Source organism: Micromonospora sp. WMMD737, from assembly GCF_049179055.1.
In the GTDB taxonomy this organism is placed as follows: Bacteria; Actinomycetota; Actinomycetes; order Mycobacteriales; family Micromonosporaceae; genus Micromonospora; species Micromonospora reichwaldensis.
In genome coordinates this window covers 6,628,200-6,644,123 of the sequence record NZ_JBMHMH010000001.1, presented here as the reverse complement: position 1 = coordinate 6,644,123, position 15,924 = coordinate 6,628,200, and the positions used below count along the sequence as shown (strand labels likewise).

The window sequence follows — 15,924 nt, the reverse complement described above, 5'->3', positions numbered from 1 at the left end:
GGTTCCGGGTCGCGGGGACGCCCGGCAGCCAGGATATCCGCGCGCGCAGCGGATAGGTTGGCGGCATGGCCCGGGCCCAGTTCAGCGCAGAGACCAGTGGCGGCGGCGAGTTCGTCCGCCAGCCCAACCGGTTCACCGGTCGGGTCACCCCGGACTCCGACTCCCCGCCCGGCGGCGGGCCGGACGCGCAGGGCCGGTGGCCGCTGGAGTCGGGCCGCTACCGGCTGATCTGGTGCCGGGCCTGCCCGTGGGCGCACCGGGCCCGGATCGTGCGCGGCCTGCTCGGCCTGGCGGACGCGATCTCCCTCGGCACGGTCGACCCGATCCGCGACGAGCGGGGCTGGCGGTTCGCCCTCGACCCGGACGGGTTCGACCCGGTGCTCGGCATCGGCTTCCTCTCCGAGGCGTACCTGGCCACCGACCCCGACTACACCGGGCGGGTCACGGTGCCGGCGCTCGTCGACACGCGCACCGGCCGGGTGGTAACGAACGACTATCCGCAGCTCACCCTGGACCTGTCCACCGAGTGGCGGAGCCTGCACGGGCCGGGGGCGCCGGACCTCTACCCGGTCGAGCTCCGCCCGGAGATCGACGCGCTGATGGCGGAGATCCACCGGGACGTCAACAACGGGGTCTACCGGTGCGGCTTCGCCACCTCGCAGGCCGCGTACGACGAGGCGTTCACGGCGCTGTTCGCCCGGCTCGACGCGCTCTCCGAGCGGCTGGCGGGCCGGCGCTACCTGATGGGCGACGCGATCACGGAGGCCGACGTGCGGCTCTTCACCACCCTGGTCCGCTTCGACGTGGCATACCACGGGCACTTCAAGTGCAACCGGCAGAAGCTCACCGAACTGCCGGTGCTCTGGGCGTACGCGCGGGACCTGTTCCAGACGCCGGGCTTCGGCGAGACGGTCGACTTCGACCACATCAAGCGGCACTACTACGGCACCCACGCGGCGATCAACCCGACGGGGATCGTCCCGCTCGGCCCCGACACCTCCGGCTGGACCACGCCGCACGGGCGTGGCTGAGCCGCGCCGGGCCGACCCGCGTACCGCCCCGCCCCGGGCCGCCGCCGCGTCGGCCTCCGCCGCCTGCGTCCTCGCGGGCGCGGTCGCGGTGACCGTCGCCGTGGTCGCCGGTCCGGGACCGGGCCTGACCGGGTACGTCAGCGAGGCGGGCGTCACCGACAGCGCGTACGCCCCGGCGTACCGGATCGGGGTCTTCGCCCTGGCGGCCGGGTTGCTGCTGCTCGCGGCGGCGCTGCCCCCGGTGCTGCGGGCGGCGGCCGGGCTGCTCGCGGCCGGGAGCGTCTTCGCGCTGGTCTCCGGGGCGGTGACGTGCAGCGCCGGCTGCCCGCTGCCGCCGTTCGAGCAGGCGACCACCGCGGACCTGGTGCACGGCGCGGCGAGCATCCTCGCGGTGGCCGCGGTGGTCCTCGCGATGCTGGCGATCATGCTCACCCGGGCCGCGCCGCCGGCGCTGCGCCGGATGGCCGCGGTGGCCCTGGCGGCGGCCCTGCCGCTGGCGGGCGCGACCGCCGTGGCCATGCTCTTCGTGGGGCGCGGCAGCCTGATCGCCGTGCTGGAGCGGCTGCTGCTGCTGGTGGCCGTCCTGTGGGGCACGGCCGCCGCGACCGCCGTCGCCCTCCGCCGGTGAGCCGGAGCACGTCGGGACGCCGGAGATGGGGCATCGGTCCCTTCGTGCACCTGCTGTAAGGAGCGTCACCGCAGGGACTCCTTCCGCAGCATCGACGGCCGGCGTTATCCTCGGCGGCGATGACCAACGTCTGGCACCTGACCGTGCGCCTGTATGTCGACCTTCGACTGCAGGCCAGCGGCGTCTGTCCGGCGCAGCCGCTCTCCTGACGCTGCCCCGTTCCGACCTCCAGACCCTGGGACACACCCTCATGGCTTCCGCCCTGCGCAAGATCCCCTTCTCCGTGCAGATCCTGCTCGGCCTCGTCCTCGGCGTGGCGCTCGGCTTCCTCGCCCGCGCCAACGACCTGAGCTGGCTCACCAGCACCCTCGACACCGTCGGCGGCCTCTTCGTCCAGCTGCTCAAGCTGGCCGTACCGCCGCTGGTCTTCACCGCCATCGTCGTCAGCGTGGTCAGCCTGCGCGGGGTGGCCAACGCCGCCCGGCTGGCCCTGAAGACCCTGCTCTGGTTCGGCGTCACCGCGCTGATCGCGGTGGGCGTCGGCATCGGTCTCGGCCTGCTCACCGACCCGGGCCGCGGCGTCACCCTCGACACCGCCGGCGCCACCGCGCCCACGCGGACCGGCTCGTGGACCGACTTCCTCACCGGCATCGTGCCGACCAACCCGGTCGGCGCGTTCGTCGACGGCAACGTCCTCCAGATCGTCTTCCTGGCCCTCGTCGTCGGCGCGGCGGCGCTGCTGGTCGGCGAGCCCGCGGAGCCGTTCGTGGCGATCAACCGCGCGCTGCTGGAGATCGTCCAGAAGGCCCTGTGGTGGGTCATCCGGCTCGCCCCGATCGGCACGCTCGGCCTGATCGGCAACGCCGTCGCCTCGTACGGCTGGGACCTGGTGGCCCCGCTCGCCAAGTTCACCACCGCCGTCTACGTCGGCTGCGCGATCGTGCTCTTCGTGGTCTACCCGCTGCTGCTGGTGGGCGCCGGCCGGCTCAACCCGCTGCGCTTCTTCGCCGGCGCCTGGCCCGCGATCGAGCTGGCGTTCGTCTCCCGCTCCTCGGTGGGCACGATGCCGGTGACCCAGCGTTCGGTCGAGCGCCTCGGCGTCCCCCGCGAGTACGCCTCCTTCGCGGTGCCGTTCGGCGCCACCACGAAGATGGACGGCTGCGCGGCGATCTACCCGGCGCTGGCCGCGATCTTCGTCGCCCAGGTCTTCGGGGTGGACCTCGGCGTCACCGACTACCTGCTGATCGCCTTCGTCTCGGTGGTCGGCTCGGCGGCCACCGCCGGCCTGACCGGCGCGATCGTGATGCTCACCCTGACGCTGAGCACGCTGGGCCTGCCGCTGGCCGGCGCCGGTCTGCTGCTGGCGATCGACCCGATCCTGGACATGATCCGCACCGCCACCAACGTCGCCGGACAGGCGCTGGTGCCGACGATCGTCGCCGCCCGCGAGGGCACCCTGGACCGGGCCGCGTACGACTCGGCGGGCCGGCGCTCGCCGCTCGCCCCGGCGGACGCCGACGGCGACGGCCCGCGCCGCGCCGAGGAGCTGAGCCCCGTCCCGGCCTGAGCCACCCCGGCGCGACCCGACGAGTCGGGGAGGACCCCGCCCCGGGGGCCTCCCCGCGTCCGAGAGGATGACCGCATGAGTGTCCTGTTCACCCCGCTGACCCTGCGCAGCGTGACCCTGCCCAACCGGATCGCCCTGGCGCCGATGTGCCAGTACACCGCCGGCCCGGACGGCCTGCCCACCGACTGGCACCTCGTGCACCTGGGCGCCCGGGCGGTCGGCGGCGCGGGCCTGGTGATGACCGAGGCCACGGCCGTGCTGCCCGAGGGACGGATCAGCCCGCAGGACACCGGGCTCTGGTCCGGGGCGCACGTCGACGCCTGGCGGCCGGTGACCGCCTTCGTCGCCGCGCACGGCGCGGTGCCGGTCGTGCAGCTCGCGCACGCCGGGTTCAAGGCCTCGACGTACCGCCCGTGGGCGACCCGGCGGGGCGGGGTGCCCGACGCCGAGGGCGGCTGGACCCCGGTCGGCCCGGGGTCCGCGCCGTTCGTGCCCGACTACCGGGTGCCGACCGCCCTGGACGAGGCGGGCATCGCCGGCGTCGTCGAGGCGTTCGCGGCGGCGGCCGGCCGGGCGGTCGACGCCGGGTTCGCGGCCGTGGAGATCCACGCCGCGCACGGCTACCTGCTGCACGAGTTCCTCTCCCCGCTGACGAACCACCGCGACGACGGCTGGGGCGGGGACCGCTCCGGCCGGATGCGGCTCACGCTGGAGGTGGCGCGGGCGGTCCGTGCGGCGGTCGGCGAGGACGTGCCCGTACTGACCCGCATCTCGGCCACCGACTGGGAGCCGACGGGCTGGACGGCCGAGGACAGCGTGGTGCTCGCCGGCGAACTGGCCGCCGCCGGGGTGGACCTGGTCGACTGCTCCTCGGGCGGCGCGTCGGCCACCGCGACCATCCCGGTCGGCCCCGGCTACCAGGTGCCGCTGGCCGCCCGGGTACGCCGGGAGGCGGGCGTGGCCACCGGCGCGGTCGGCCTGATCGTCGAGCCGGAGCAGGCCGAGGAGATCGTCGCGTCCGGCGACGCCGACCTGGTGCTGCTCGGGCGGGAACTCCTGCGCGACCCGTACTGGCCGCACCGGGCCGCCGCCAAGCTCGGCGCCACCCCCACCTGGCCCGCCCAGTACGCCCGCGCCACCTGACCCACCCCACCCCCACCCCCCGGGGTCCACCCGCGCCGATCATGAGGTTGGCGGCGATGTCGATCTCCATCCGTGCCGCCAACCTCATGATCGACGGACCGGACCGGACCGGACCGGACCGGACCGGGGTGGGGCCGGGTGGGGTCAGCCGGCCAGGTGGGACCAGTGGGCTTCCAGGTCGCGCCAGGGGCCCTGGGCGGCGACCGTGCCGGACTGGAGGACCACGACGTGGTCGGCCCGGACCAGCGCGGCGCGCTTCGAGGTCGAACCCACCACGGTCACGCCGTGCTCGCGTAGCGCCTGCCACAACGCCAGCTCGGTGGTGACGTCCAGCGCCGAGGAGACGTCGTCGGCCACCAGCAGCTCGGTACGGGGGGCGAGCGCCCGGGCCAGCGCGAGGCGCTGCAACTGCCCGCCCGAGAGCCGGGTGCCCTTGTGCCCGATCAGCAGCCCGAGCCCGCCGCCGGCCGCCGCCAGGTCGTGGTCGAGCTGGGCGGTCGACACCGCCGCCGCGGCGTCCACCTGGTGGCCGAGGGTGATGTTGTCGGCCACCGTGCCGGAGAGCACCCGGGGCAGCTGGCCGACGTAGCCCACCTGGTGGGGGCGCAGGAACAGCTCCGGCTCGGTGACGGGGTCGCCGTTCCAGGTCAGCCGCCCGGTGTGCGGGGCGATGCCGGCCAGCGCCCGCAGCAGCGACGACTTGCCCGAGCCGACCGGGCCGACGACCAGCACCAGCTGCCCGCGTTCCACCGTCAGGTCGACGTCGCGTACGGCCACCGTCCCGTCGGTGTGCCGGACGCCGAAGCCGGTCAGCTCCAGCCGGCGCAGCGGGTGCCGGGGCGGCACGACGGGCGCCGGGGCGGTCCCCGCGCCGAGGTCCACCCCCGGCACCGCCGCCGAGTACGCCTCCACGCCGGTCATCGCCACCGTCCGTCGGGTCCACACCCGCGCCGACGGGATCTGCGAGATCAGCGAGGCCGTCGTCCACGCGAACCAGCGGGCCGCGGCCAGGGTGGCGACCGCGACCAGGGTGGCGCCGGCCGAGAGCTGCCCGGCCAGGAAGAGCGCCCACGCGCCGATCGGCAACAGGCCGCTGACCAGCGACGGGGTCGAGCGGGACCAGACCTGCACGGAGATCTCCCGGCGTTGCCGGTCGCTGCGCACCACGTCGAGGTCGGCCAGGTGGGCCAGCACCGGGCGGGTGGCCCCGGCGAGTTTGACCGTACGGGCGGCCGACAGCGAGGAGACCAGCGCGGTGGCGAACGCGGCCCGCGCCGCGACGGTGGCCCGCGCCGACCGTTCCAGGTGGGGGCCGAACAGCGTGGCGGCGAGTCCGGAGACGAGCATCGTGCCCGCGAAGAAGAGCCCCGGCACCACGCTGCCGGTGACGGCGGTCATCGTGACCAGGAGCACCAGCGAGAGCCCCTGGTCCATCAGGTTGTCGGCGAGCTGCACCACCCGCTCGGTGTCGCCGCCCTGGGCCACCACCTCCGCCGGCGTGTGCCGGCTGACCCGGCGGGGTCCGGTCTGGCCGTGCACCAGGCGCAGGCTGATCCGCAGCATCTGCCGGACCCACCACTGCGGGAAGCGCAGGCCGTTGAGGTACGGCACCGGCAGGGTCACCAGCAGGCCGACGACGATCCCGAGCGCCGGCTGCCACGGGTCGCCGGTGCCGTCGACCACGTCCGCCCAGAGCCAGGGCAGCACCGGCCCGTCCAGCCCGAGGAGCACGGCCAGCAGGAACAACGCCAGCGAGGCCAGCCCGTACCGCGCGTCGTTGAGGCACAGCCGCAGGATCTCCCGCAGTCCGCGCAGCCCCCGCGGGGACGTCGGCTCCGGCTCCCCGGGGGCTTCGGACCCGCTCCGACCCGCCCGGCCGTCGGCCGACCCGCCCGGCTCGGTCGGGGTCGCGGGGACCGCCCCGACCGGCGGCGCGGCCGGGACTCCGACCGGCGGCACGACCGTGGGCGTGGCCGGCGGAACGGCCGGCGGGCCGACCGGGGGCGTCGCCGGTGGGAGGGCCTCGTCCGGGCCGGTGGTCGGCCACGGGTCCGACGGGCCGGTCAGCAGGTCGACCCCGCCGGAACGACCGCCCGGCGCCGCGTGGGCGTACGCGGTGGCGTGGCTGGTGGCGAGCAGTTCGGCGAAGCGTTCCGAGGAGTCCAGCGGCCCGGCCTCGACGACCGCGCCGTCGGCCATCACCACCACCTCGTCGCAGCGGCGTACGGAGGAGAGGCGGTGGGCGATGACGATGCCGATCCGGTCCCGCAGCAACCGCTCGGTGGCCTGCTGCACGCGCGCCTCGGTCACCGGGTCGAGGCGGGCGGTGGCCTCGTCGAGGATCACCACGTGCGGGTCGCGCACCAGGATCCGGGCGAAGGCGACCAGTTGCTCCTGCCCGGCCGAGAGCACGTGCCCGCCGTCGCCCAGCCGGGTCCGCAGCCCGGCGGGCAGCTCGGCGATCCAGCCGTCGAGCCCCAGCTCGCGCAGCGCCCGGGCGGCGGCGTCGAGCAGGTCCGGATCGAACAGCGCGACGTTCTCGGCGAGGGTCCCGGCGAGGATCTCGGTGCGCTGGGGCACCACGGCGATCCACCGGCGCAGCGCCTCGACGTCGAGGTCGCACACGTCGTCGCCGGCCAGGAAGACCGTGCCGGGCGGCACGTCGACGGCCCGGGTGAGCACCTTCGCCAGGGTGGACTTGCCGGAGCCGGTCCGGCCGACCAGCGCGTACGAGCGGCCCCGGGTGAAGGTCAGGTCGACGTCGTGCAGCGCGGGGCCGCGCCCGTCGTCGGCGCCCCCGTAGCGGAAGGTGAGGCCCCGCACCACCAGGTCGCCCTCGTTCGGGGCGGCCCCGCCCACGGGCTCCTGCCGGGAGCCCGCCAGCAGCTGCACCCGCCCCCAGGCGCCGAGGGCGTACTGGAGTTCGGGGACCATCCGGCTGACGTGCTCGACGGTCATGCCGAAGCCGATGGCCAGCAGCCAGATCGCGGTGAGCCGGGCGCCGTCGACCCGGCCGGTGACCAGCGCCCACGCGCCGCCGAGCACCACGGCCGCGATCCCGACCCGGATGACGCCGGCGGCCACGGTGGTGACCTGGGCGGACATCCGCCACACGCGCACCCCGCGACTGAGCACCTCGGCGGCCCGCTGGGCGTAGAGGCGCAGCACGTACGGCCGGGCCAGGCTGGTGCGTACGTCGTCCTGGCCGTGGATGGCCTCCTCCATCACCGCGGCGAGGTCGGACCAGGCCTCCTCCTCGGCCATCCGGGCCGGGCCGATCCGTGCGGTGGGCCTACGCAGGCCGACGGCCAGCAGCACGGTCAGCAGCAGCATCCCGAGGCCGGCCGGCCACCACACCGCGAGGGCGACGACGGTCGACAGCACGCCCGCGGCGAGGCCCTGCGCGATCCGTACGCCCTGGTTGCGCACCGCGGCGGCGACCTGGTAGACGTCGCCGTCGATGCGGTCGAGCAACTCGCCGACCGGGGTGGTCTCCAGGGTCGGCAGGTCCTGCCCGAGCGCGACCCGGCACAGCCGGCGCCGCACGTCGGCGGACCAGTCGGCGGTCAGCCCGGCCATCAGCAGGCTCACCGCGAGGTCGGTGAGGACGGCGGCGACCAGCGCCACGGCGAGCAGCGCGAAGAACCCGGCGGCGCGGTGCACCAGGACGGGGCCGGCCAGCGCGGCGGCGGCGGCCTGGCCCCCGGCGCCGAGCACGATCAGGCAGGTCACGATCGCCATTCGGCGGGGCGAGGTGGCCCACATGTCCCGGAGCAGACGCATGACGGAGTCCCTTCTCCGCAGACCGGGGCGGAGCATCCAGCCTGGTCGGTGGAGCCGGCCGGCTCAACGCATTTACCGGCCGTTCACCTGGCCGGAGGCCGGTGCGTGGGCCGCGCCGACCGGGAGCCGCCCCGCGCGGACGCCACGAAGGAGTGGCTCAGAGCGGGCGCCGCGAAGGGTGGCTCAGAAGAGCACGGTGGCGAGCGTGCCGACCGGGCGGAATCCGCAGCGCTCGTAGACCCGGCGGGCCGGCAGGTTGAAGTCGTTGACGTAGAGGCTGACGGTCGGGGCGACCCGCAGCAGCGCGTCGCGCACCACCGCCGCCATGGCGGCCGACGCGATGCCCCGGCCCCGCCACTCGGGGGCCACCCAGACGCCCTGCACCTGGGCGGTCCGGCGGGTCACCACGGCCAGCTCGGCCTTGAACACCACCTGACCGTCGACGAACCGGGCGTACGCCCGCCCGGTCCGGACCAGGTCGGTGACCCGCCGCCGGTAGCCGCGCCCGCCGTCGTCGGCGAGCGGCGAGACACCGACCTCCTCGGTGTACATCGCCACCGCCGCCGGGAAGAGCCGGTCGACCTCGCTGGCGCGTACCCGCCGCACCTCCGGGTCCGCCCGCAGCGCCGGCAGCGCGTCGGTCGCCAGCAACGGCTGGTTGGGGCGTACGTCCCGGGCCGGCCCCCAGACGGCGGAGAGGCGGTCCCAGAGGCCGAGCACCGCGTCGGCCCGGCCCACGATCGACGAGCAGAGCCGCTCCTCGCCGGCGAGCAGGTCGGCGTAGGCGGCGACGGCCGGCTCGGTGGCGAGCACGGGGGTCAGGTTGCCGCCGAGCCAGCAGATCGACTCCAGGTTGCGGCGGCTGCCGTAGCCCAGCACCCGCCCCTCGGCACGCCACCAGGCCAGGCCACGCGCCGTGATCCGCTCGGCGACCTGCGCGCCCGCGAACGGGTCGAGGTCGAGCAGCCGCTCGACCGCGCGGCGCTCCGACTCCCCCAGTTGGCGTACCGGCACCGTCAGCACGGCTACCAGCCTGCCAGATCCGCCTGGTGCCGCGCCGGTCGAGTGACCAGTGGGACGCCTGCACCGTGACGGGACACGGAGCGTACGCCCGGCGCAAGCGCGCCGGCCCCGGCCGCCGGCGGGGGCGGTCGGGGCCGGCGCGCGACGGCGCGGTGGGTCAGTGCACGCTGACGGTGGCGCCGGGGAGCAGGCCGCGCAGCTCCTCGGGCAGCTCGGCGCCCATCTCGTCGGCGATGCGCAGGGCCTCCTCGATCAGGGTCTCCACGATCTGCGCCTCGGGCACGGTCTTGACGACCTTGCCCTTGACGAAGATCTGGCCCTTGCCGTTGCCGGAGGCCACCCCGAGGTCGGCCTCGCGGGCCTCGCCCGGGCCGTTCACGACGCAGCCCATCACGGCGACCCGCAGCGGCACCGGCAGCCCCTCCAGGCCGGCGGTGACCTCCTCGGCCAGCTTGTAGACGTCGACCTGGGCCCGGCCGCAGGACGGGCAGGAGACGATCTCCAGGCCCCGCTCGCGCAGCCCGAGCGACTCCAGGATCTGGTTGCCGACCTTGATCTCCTCCACCGGCGGCGCCGACAGCGAGACCCGGATCGTGTCGCCGATCCCCTCGGCCAGCAGCGCGCCGAAGGCGACCGCCGACTTGATGGTGCCCTGGAAGGCCGGGCCCGCCTCGGTGACGCCCAGGTGCAGCGGGTAGTCGCACTTCTCGGCGAGCTGACGGTAGGCCCGGATCATCACCACCGGGTCGTTGTGCTTGACCGAGATCTTGATGTCGCGGAAGCCGTGCTCCTCGAACAGCGAGCACTCCCACAGCGCCGACTCGACGAGCGCCTCGGCGGTGGCCTTGCCGTACTTGGCGAGCAGCCGCTTGTCCAGCGAGCCGGCGTTGACGCCGATCCGGATCGGCACGCCCGCGTCGCCGGCCGCCTTGGCGATCTCCTTGACCTTGTCGTCGAACTGGCGGATGTTGCCCGGGTTGACCCGGACCGCCGCGCAGCCGGCGTCGATGGCGGCGAAGACGTACTTCGGCTGGAAATGGATGTCGGCGATCACCGGGATCTGCGACTTCCGCGCGATCGCGGGCAGCGCCTCCACGTCGTCCTGGCTGGGCACGGCGACCCGGACGATCTGGCAGCCGGACGCGGTCAGCTCGGCGATCTGCTGGAGGGTGGCGTTGACGTCGGAGGTGAGGGTGGTGGTCATCGACTGCACCGACACCGGCGCGCCCCCACCGACCGGGACCGGACCGACCATGATCTGGCGGCTGACCCGGCGCGGGGCGAGCGGCGGGGGCGGTACGGCGGGGATACCGAGACTGACAGCGGTCACTTCAGGCACTCACCTTGAGAAGAGCGTGATCGGGTTGACGACGTCCGCGGTGATGGTCAGCAGCGTGAACACGCCACCGATCAGGATCACCGCGTACGTGAGAGGCATGAGCTTGAGGTAGTCGACGCGCCCGGGGTCGGCGCGGCCGATGCGGGCGTAGAGCCAGGAGCGGGCCCGCTCGAACCAGGCGATGGCGATGTGCCCGCCGTCGAGCGGCAGCAGCGGCAGCAGGTTGAACACGCCGATGAAGAAGTTCAGCGAGACGAAGAGCATGAAGAACAGCAGCCAGGCGTCGTTCTCGACGGCCTCGCCGCCGAGCCGGCTGGCGCCGACCACGCTGATCGGGGTGTCGATGTCCCGCTCCTCGCCGGTGATCGCCGCCCACAGCGCGGGGACCTTCTGCGGGATGCGCTTCATCGCCTCGAAGGTGTTCACCGCCATGTCGCCGGTGAAGTCGGCGGTCGCGCCGAACGCCCCGACCGGCCCGTACGTGATCCGGGTCGGGGTGCTGGGCACGAGGCCGACGCCGAGCGCGGCGACCGCGGCGACCTGGCCCTTCGGGTCGTCGAGCGGGGGCCGCTGGGTCTGCGCGAGCACCGTGCTGGTCGTGGCCGGCTGGCCGTCGCGGACGTACGCGATCTGCGCCGTGTCGCCCGGCTTGAGGGTGCGCAGGGTGGTGAGCAGCTGCCCGTAGTCGTTGATCGGCGTGCCGTTGATCCCGGTGATCCGGTCGCCGTCGCGCAGCTGCGCCTGGGCGGCGGGGCTGGCGGGATCGGCGGTGGTGCACTCGCGCAGGGTGTTCTCCGGGACCACGCACTTCGACAGCTGGATGACCGCCGGCTCCTTGCGGATCTCGGCCTCGGTGCTGGGGAACTGCGGGTTGGGCAGCCCGGCGCTGACCGCGATGATCCAGAGGGCGATCAGGGCGAGGGCGAAGTGGGTGATCGAGCCGGCGGACATCACGATCGTCCGCTTCCACACCGGGAAGCGCCACATCGCGCGCGGCTCGTCGGCCGGGTCGACGTCGTCGTCCTGGGGGGTCATCCCGACGATCTTGCAGAAGCCGCCGAGCGGAATGCCCTTGACGCCGTACTCGGTCTCGCCCCGCTTGAAGGACCAGAGGGTGGGGCCGAATCCGACGAAGTACTTGGTGACCTTCATCCCGAACGCCTTGGCGGTGAGCAGGTGCCCCGCCTCGTGCAGGCTCACCGAGATGAGGATCGCGAGGGCGAAGAGCACCACCCCGAGCAGGTACGCCATCAAGCTCCTTCCACCGAACCCGCGATGATGATCTCCTGCGCGTGCGCGCGCGCCCACGACTCCGCCGCGAGCACGTCCTCGACGGTACCTGGTTCGTCGAAGTCGGGAGCGTCGTCCAGCACCCGCCGGAGGGTGTCGACGATGCCGAGGAAGGGCAGCCGGCCGGCCACGAACGCCGCCACGCACTCCTCGTTCGCCGCGTTGTAGATCGCCGGCCGGCAGCGGCCGGCCTCGCCGGCGGCCTTGGCCAGCGCGACGGCCGGGAACGCCTCGTCGTCCAGCGGCGCGAACTCCCAGGTGTGGGCCTTCGTCCAGTCGACGGCCGCGGCGGCGTCGGGCACCCGGTCGGGCCAGCCGAGGGCGACCGCGATCGGCAGCCGCATGTCGGGCGGGCTGGCCTGGGCGATGGTGGAGCCGTCGACGAACTCGACCATCGAGTGGATCACCGAGGTCGGGTGCACGGTCACCGTGATGTCGGCGTACGGCACGTCGAACAGCTCGTGCGCCTCGATCACCTCCAGCGCCTTGTTGACCATCGTGGCGGAGTTGATCGTGACGACCGGCCCCATGTTCCAGGTCGGGTGGGCGAGCGCCTGCTCGGGCGTGACCTGCGTCAACTCGTCGCGGCGCCGGCCCCGGAACGGGCCGCCGCTGGCGGTGACGATCAGCCGCCGCACCTCGCCCCGGGCGCCGGAGCGCAGGCACTGGGCGAGCGCGGTGTGCTCGGAGTCGACGGGGACGAGCTGCTCCGGCCGCGTCACCGCCGCCCTGACCAGCGAGCCGCCGGCCACGAGCGACTCCTTGTTGGCGAGCGCGAGCGTACGCCCGGCGCGCAGCGCGGCCAGCGTCGGCGCGAGCCCGAGCGAGCCGACCACCCCGTTGAGCACGACGTCGCAGGGCCACTGCGCCAGCTCGGTCATCGCGTCCGGGCCGGCCACGATCTTGGGAAGCTTGAAGTCGCCGGTGGCCCAGCCGCGCCGGCTCGCCTCGGCGTAGAAGGCGAGCTGGAGGTCCTGCGCGGCGGACGCCTTCGCCACGCCGACCGCGTCGACGCGCAGTTCGAGGGCCTGGGCGGCGAGCAGCTCGACGTTGCCGCCGCCGGCGCCGAGCGCCACCACCCGGAACCGGTCCGGGTTACGCCGCACGATGTCGATGGCCTGTGTGCCGATCGAACCGGTGGAGCCGAGCAGGACGAGTTCCCGGGGCGAAGTCACCGGGCCATTCTTCCCCACCGTCGCTGTGCCCCCGCTGGGAGCCTCAACCCTCGGCGTCGGCCTGCCCCTCCGGCGCTTCCTCGTCTCCCTCGGGTGCCTCCTCGCCCTCCTCCGGCGCCTCCTCGCCGAGCAGGTCGCCCGGGTCGATGGAGAACTCGAACGGCTCCCTCATGACGAACCGGGTACCTGCGGCGGCGGCCGCCACCGGCCGGTACTCCCCCTCGACGAGCTCGAACAACGCGATGGTGGGCACCCGGTTCCGCAGATCGACGCGGAGGAAGAACGGCACGCCGGCGGCGGCATACTCCCGGGGCCGGTCGATGACGTCCTTGCGACGGTTGCCGGGCGACACGATCTCACCGAGCAGCACGGCGTGCCCGATGTCCATCGTCGTCCGCCCGCCACCCGGCACGTCGAGAATGACGATGTCCGGGATGAAGAGGTCGTCGCCCGAGACGACGTTCGTCTCGAGGTAGAGCCACAGCTTGGCCCGGCGGGCCGCCTGCTTGAGAAGGTACGCGAGATCCAACTCCGCGTCCTGGTGGTCATAACCGGCATGTGGCGTCACGATCACGCTTCCGCTCAGGACCTCAACCTTGGGGCCGTTGGTCTCCGGCAACAGGTCGAGGGCGAGCTGGGCGGTCCACGGCTCGTCGCGCCACCGCAGCACGTCGAACGAAGGCTCGGTGGGCTGCGACGCGGGTTCGGCCTGCTGCGGCGCCGGCTCGGGCGCGAAAGCTGCCTGGGCCATCCGGGCTCACCCCCTCAGCGGACATTCTGCTCAGGTCAGCCTAGCCGCCGCAGCCCTCGCCGCACGGGATCGCACACCGGGTCCGACGCCGGCCGCCCCCAGCCCGGCGCGCGCAGCTTTCTTTCATTACATCGATCGTCGTGGTTGAATTTCGACATGCGAAGAGGTCTCGTCTGGCTGGCGGCCCTGCTGGTCGCCGCTCCCCTGCTCGTCAGCCCGGGCGTGGCCCAGGCTGCCACCACCACCCCCTCGCTGGTCATCGCCAGCGACTTCCCCGATCCCGACGTCGTCAAGTTCGGCAGCACCTACTACGCGTACTCGACGAACAACGGCCACGGCAACGTCCCGGTCGCCACGGCCAGCTCGCTGACCGGAGCGTGGACCAGGCGGGCCGACGCGATGCCGACGCTCGGCGCCTGGGCCAACGGGGGCCTGACCTGGGCGCCCGACGTGTCGCAGCGGGCCGACGGGCGCTACCTGCTCTACTACACCGCCCGCAGCCGGGCCACCGGCCGGCAGTGCCTCGGCGCCGCGCTGGCCACCTCGCCGCTCGGACCGTTCACCTCCGTCGGCACCGGACCGCTGGTCTGCAACGCCGGCGAGGGCGGCGACATCGACGCGGCGAGCTTCACCGACAGCACCGGCCTGCGCTACCTGCTCTACAAGGACGACGGCAACGCCATCGGCCAGCCGACGAGCCTGTGGCTGCAACAGGTCGCGGCCGACGGGGTGACCCTCCAGGGCGCCCGGGTGGAGCTGCTGCGCAGCGGGCGCGCCGAGGAGGCCGGCATCATCGAGGCGCCGGTGCTGACCAAGGTCGGCGCGCAGTACGTGCTGTTCTACTCCCTCGGCGGTTACGGCGGCGACGGCTACCAGACCAGCTACGCCACGTCGGCCTCGCTGACCGGCCCGTACACGAAGGCGTACCGCTCGCTGATGACCACCGCGTCGCTGGACTCGGCCGTGCGGGGGCCGGGCGGCGCGGACGTGGTCCGCGAGGCCGGCGGCGACCACATCGTGTTCCACGGCTGGATCAACAACTACTCCGCCCGGGGCATGTACGTGGCGGCGCTGGGCTGGGCCGGCGGGAACCCCGTGGTGCGGGGCAGCCGGGTGCGATACGAGGCCGAACGCGGCACGCTCAACCACTGCGGGGTGCGCGCCGCCCCGAACACGTCGCAGGGCCAGGTGGTGGCGTACATCGACTACGCGGACAGCTGGGTCGAGGTGACCGTCTTCGCGCCCCGGGCGGGCGGCTACCGCGCCCACGTGGCCTACGCGGCCGGCTACGGCGACGCCCAGCACACGCTGACGGTCAACGGCGCGAACCCGAAGGTCGTCACCTACCCCAACACGGGCTGGGACGTCTGGCGGCAGGTGGGCGTCGACGTCACGCTCAACGCGGGCTTCAACACGCTCCGGTTCACCCACCTGAGCCGCTGGGCGGAACTCGACTTCGTCGAGGTGGCGTAGCCGCCCCGCCCGAGCCCGCCGGCTCCCCGAGATCTTGGTAGGAAACGGCCCCTGGAGGGGCGCTCTCTCACCAAGATCTCGGTCCGGCGGGACGGCCTCAGCGACCGCTTCAATCACCTGGGTCCGGGCGCGGTGACCCCACCGGTCAGCACGAAGGTCTCCAGGGACTCGCCGCCGTACCAGTCCGAGCGGCGGCCGACGTGGGTCATGCCGAGCCGGCGGGCCACCGCCATCGACGCCTCGTTGCCGGGGGCCACGACGGCGTGGACCTCCCGGGTGCCGGCGGCCAGCTCCCGCTCCACCGCCGCCCGGGCCGCCTCGGTGGCGTACCCGTGGCCCCACGAGTCGGGGTGCAGGTGCCAGCCCACCTCGATGTCCTCGGTCAGCGTGCCCTCGTCCCGCCCGGGCAGCGGCTTGAGCAGCACCGTGCCGGCCACCACGCCGGTGTCGCGGACCTCGATCGCCCAGGTGCCGTAGCGGCCGCCGTGCCCCGCGTGCCGCTCCCGCCACGTCGCGAGCCGGTCGGCGGCCTGCGCCGGGTCGGTCAGCGGCAGGCCGGGCGCGCCCAGCCAGCGGGTGACCTCGGGCCGGGAGTAGATGTCGAAGATCCGGGCCAGGTCGGCCGGGTCGACGGTCCATTCCCGCAGCACCAGACGCCGGGTGGTGAGAACGCTCATGGCCCGTGATCGTAATGAGTGACGCGAGGCGGTACGGGGAAAGA

At 74.1% G+C, this 15,924-nt stretch carries 12 protein-coding genes; 5 read left to right on the top strand and 7 right to left on the bottom strand.

Translation table 11 applies throughout. From position 1 onward, the window contains the following. Positions 1–65: 65 nt before the first annotated feature. The 4 genes from ACN27A_RS29475 (at position 66) to ACN27A_RS29460 (ending at position 4,369) form a co-directional block, all read left to right on the top strand. Positions 66–1,031 carry a glutathione S-transferase family protein gene (locus tag ACN27A_RS29475; protein ID WP_421457792.1) on the top strand — a complete coding sequence of 322 codons (966 nt, stop codon included), beginning with the start codon at positions 66–68 and terminating at the stop codon, positions 1,029–1,031. Beyond that, entirely contained in the window at positions 1,024–1,659 is a 636-nt protein-coding gene (locus tag ACN27A_RS29470; RefSeq protein ID WP_421457791.1) for a DUF998 domain-containing protein, read from the top strand. Before ACN27A_RS29475 ends, ACN27A_RS29470 begins: the two co-directional genes overlap by 8 nt. Positions 1,660–1,921: 262 nt before the next feature. After that, positions 1,922–3,226: a dicarboxylate/amino acid:cation symporter gene (locus tag ACN27A_RS29465; protein WP_421458651.1), complete on the top strand. Its 1,305-nt coding sequence runs from the start codon at positions 1,922–1,924 to the stop codon at positions 3,224–3,226. Positions 3,227–3,301: 75 nt separating this feature from the next. After that, positions 3,302–4,369, top strand: coding sequence for an NADH:flavin oxidoreductase/NADH oxidase (locus ACN27A_RS29460; RefSeq protein WP_421457790.1), 1,068 nt, complete (start codon positions 3,302–3,304; stop codon positions 4,367–4,369). Between the two features lie 144 nt (positions 4,370–4,513). Here ACN27A_RS29460 and ACN27A_RS29455 read toward each other — a convergent pair whose 3' ends face one another. From ACN27A_RS29455 to ACN27A_RS29430, 6 genes are all read right to left on the bottom strand, one after another. Continuing rightward, positions 4,514–8,152, bottom strand: coding sequence for an ATP-binding cassette domain-containing protein (locus ACN27A_RS29455; RefSeq protein WP_421457789.1), 3,639 nt, complete (start codon positions 8,150–8,152; stop codon positions 4,514–4,516). Positions 8,153–8,335: 183 nt separating this feature from the next. Beyond that, on the bottom strand, positions 8,336–9,175 hold the full coding sequence (locus ACN27A_RS29450) for a GNAT family N-acetyltransferase (protein ID WP_421457788.1): 840 nt from the start codon (positions 9,173–9,175) through the stop codon (positions 8,336–8,338). Between the two features lie 157 nt (positions 9,176–9,332). Beyond that, complete coding sequence (gene ispG / locus ACN27A_RS29445) at positions 9,333–10,505, bottom strand: flavodoxin-dependent (E)-4-hydroxy-3-methylbut-2-enyl-diphosphate synthase (RefSeq protein ID WP_089001519.1); 1,173 nt, start codon at positions 10,503–10,505, stop codon at positions 9,333–9,335. Positions 10,506–10,514: 9 nt separating this feature from the next. Continuing rightward, entirely contained in the window at positions 10,515–11,765 is a 1,251-nt protein-coding gene (locus ACN27A_RS29440; RefSeq protein ID WP_357719670.1) for a M50 family metallopeptidase, read from the bottom strand. Next, a complete protein-coding gene (dxr, locus tag ACN27A_RS29435; RefSeq protein ID WP_421457787.1) occupies positions 11,765–12,979 on the bottom strand; it encodes a 1-deoxy-D-xylulose-5-phosphate reductoisomerase in 1,215 nt (404 codons plus the stop codon). Before dxr ends, ACN27A_RS29440 begins: the two co-directional genes overlap by 1 nt. Positions 12,980–13,022: 43 nt before the next feature. After that, positions 13,023–13,730 (bottom strand): Uma2 family endonuclease, encoded by a 708-nt coding sequence (locus ACN27A_RS29430; protein ID WP_421457786.1) that lies wholly within the window; start codon positions 13,728–13,730, stop codon positions 13,023–13,025. Positions 13,731–13,886: 156 nt separating this feature from the next. Between ACN27A_RS29430 and ACN27A_RS29425 the strand changes: the two genes are divergently transcribed. Next, entirely contained in the window at positions 13,887–15,203 is a 1,317-nt protein-coding gene (locus ACN27A_RS29425; protein ID WP_421457785.1) for a family 43 glycosylhydrolase, read from the top strand. Positions 15,204–15,316: 113 nt separating this feature from the next. On the opposite strand, the gene ACN27A_RS29420 is transcribed toward ACN27A_RS29425, so the two are convergent. Next, complete coding sequence (locus ACN27A_RS29420) at positions 15,317–15,880, bottom strand: GNAT family N-acetyltransferase (protein ID WP_421457784.1); 564 nt, start codon at positions 15,878–15,880, stop codon at positions 15,317–15,319. Between the last annotated feature and the right edge of the window lie 44 nt (positions 15,881–15,924).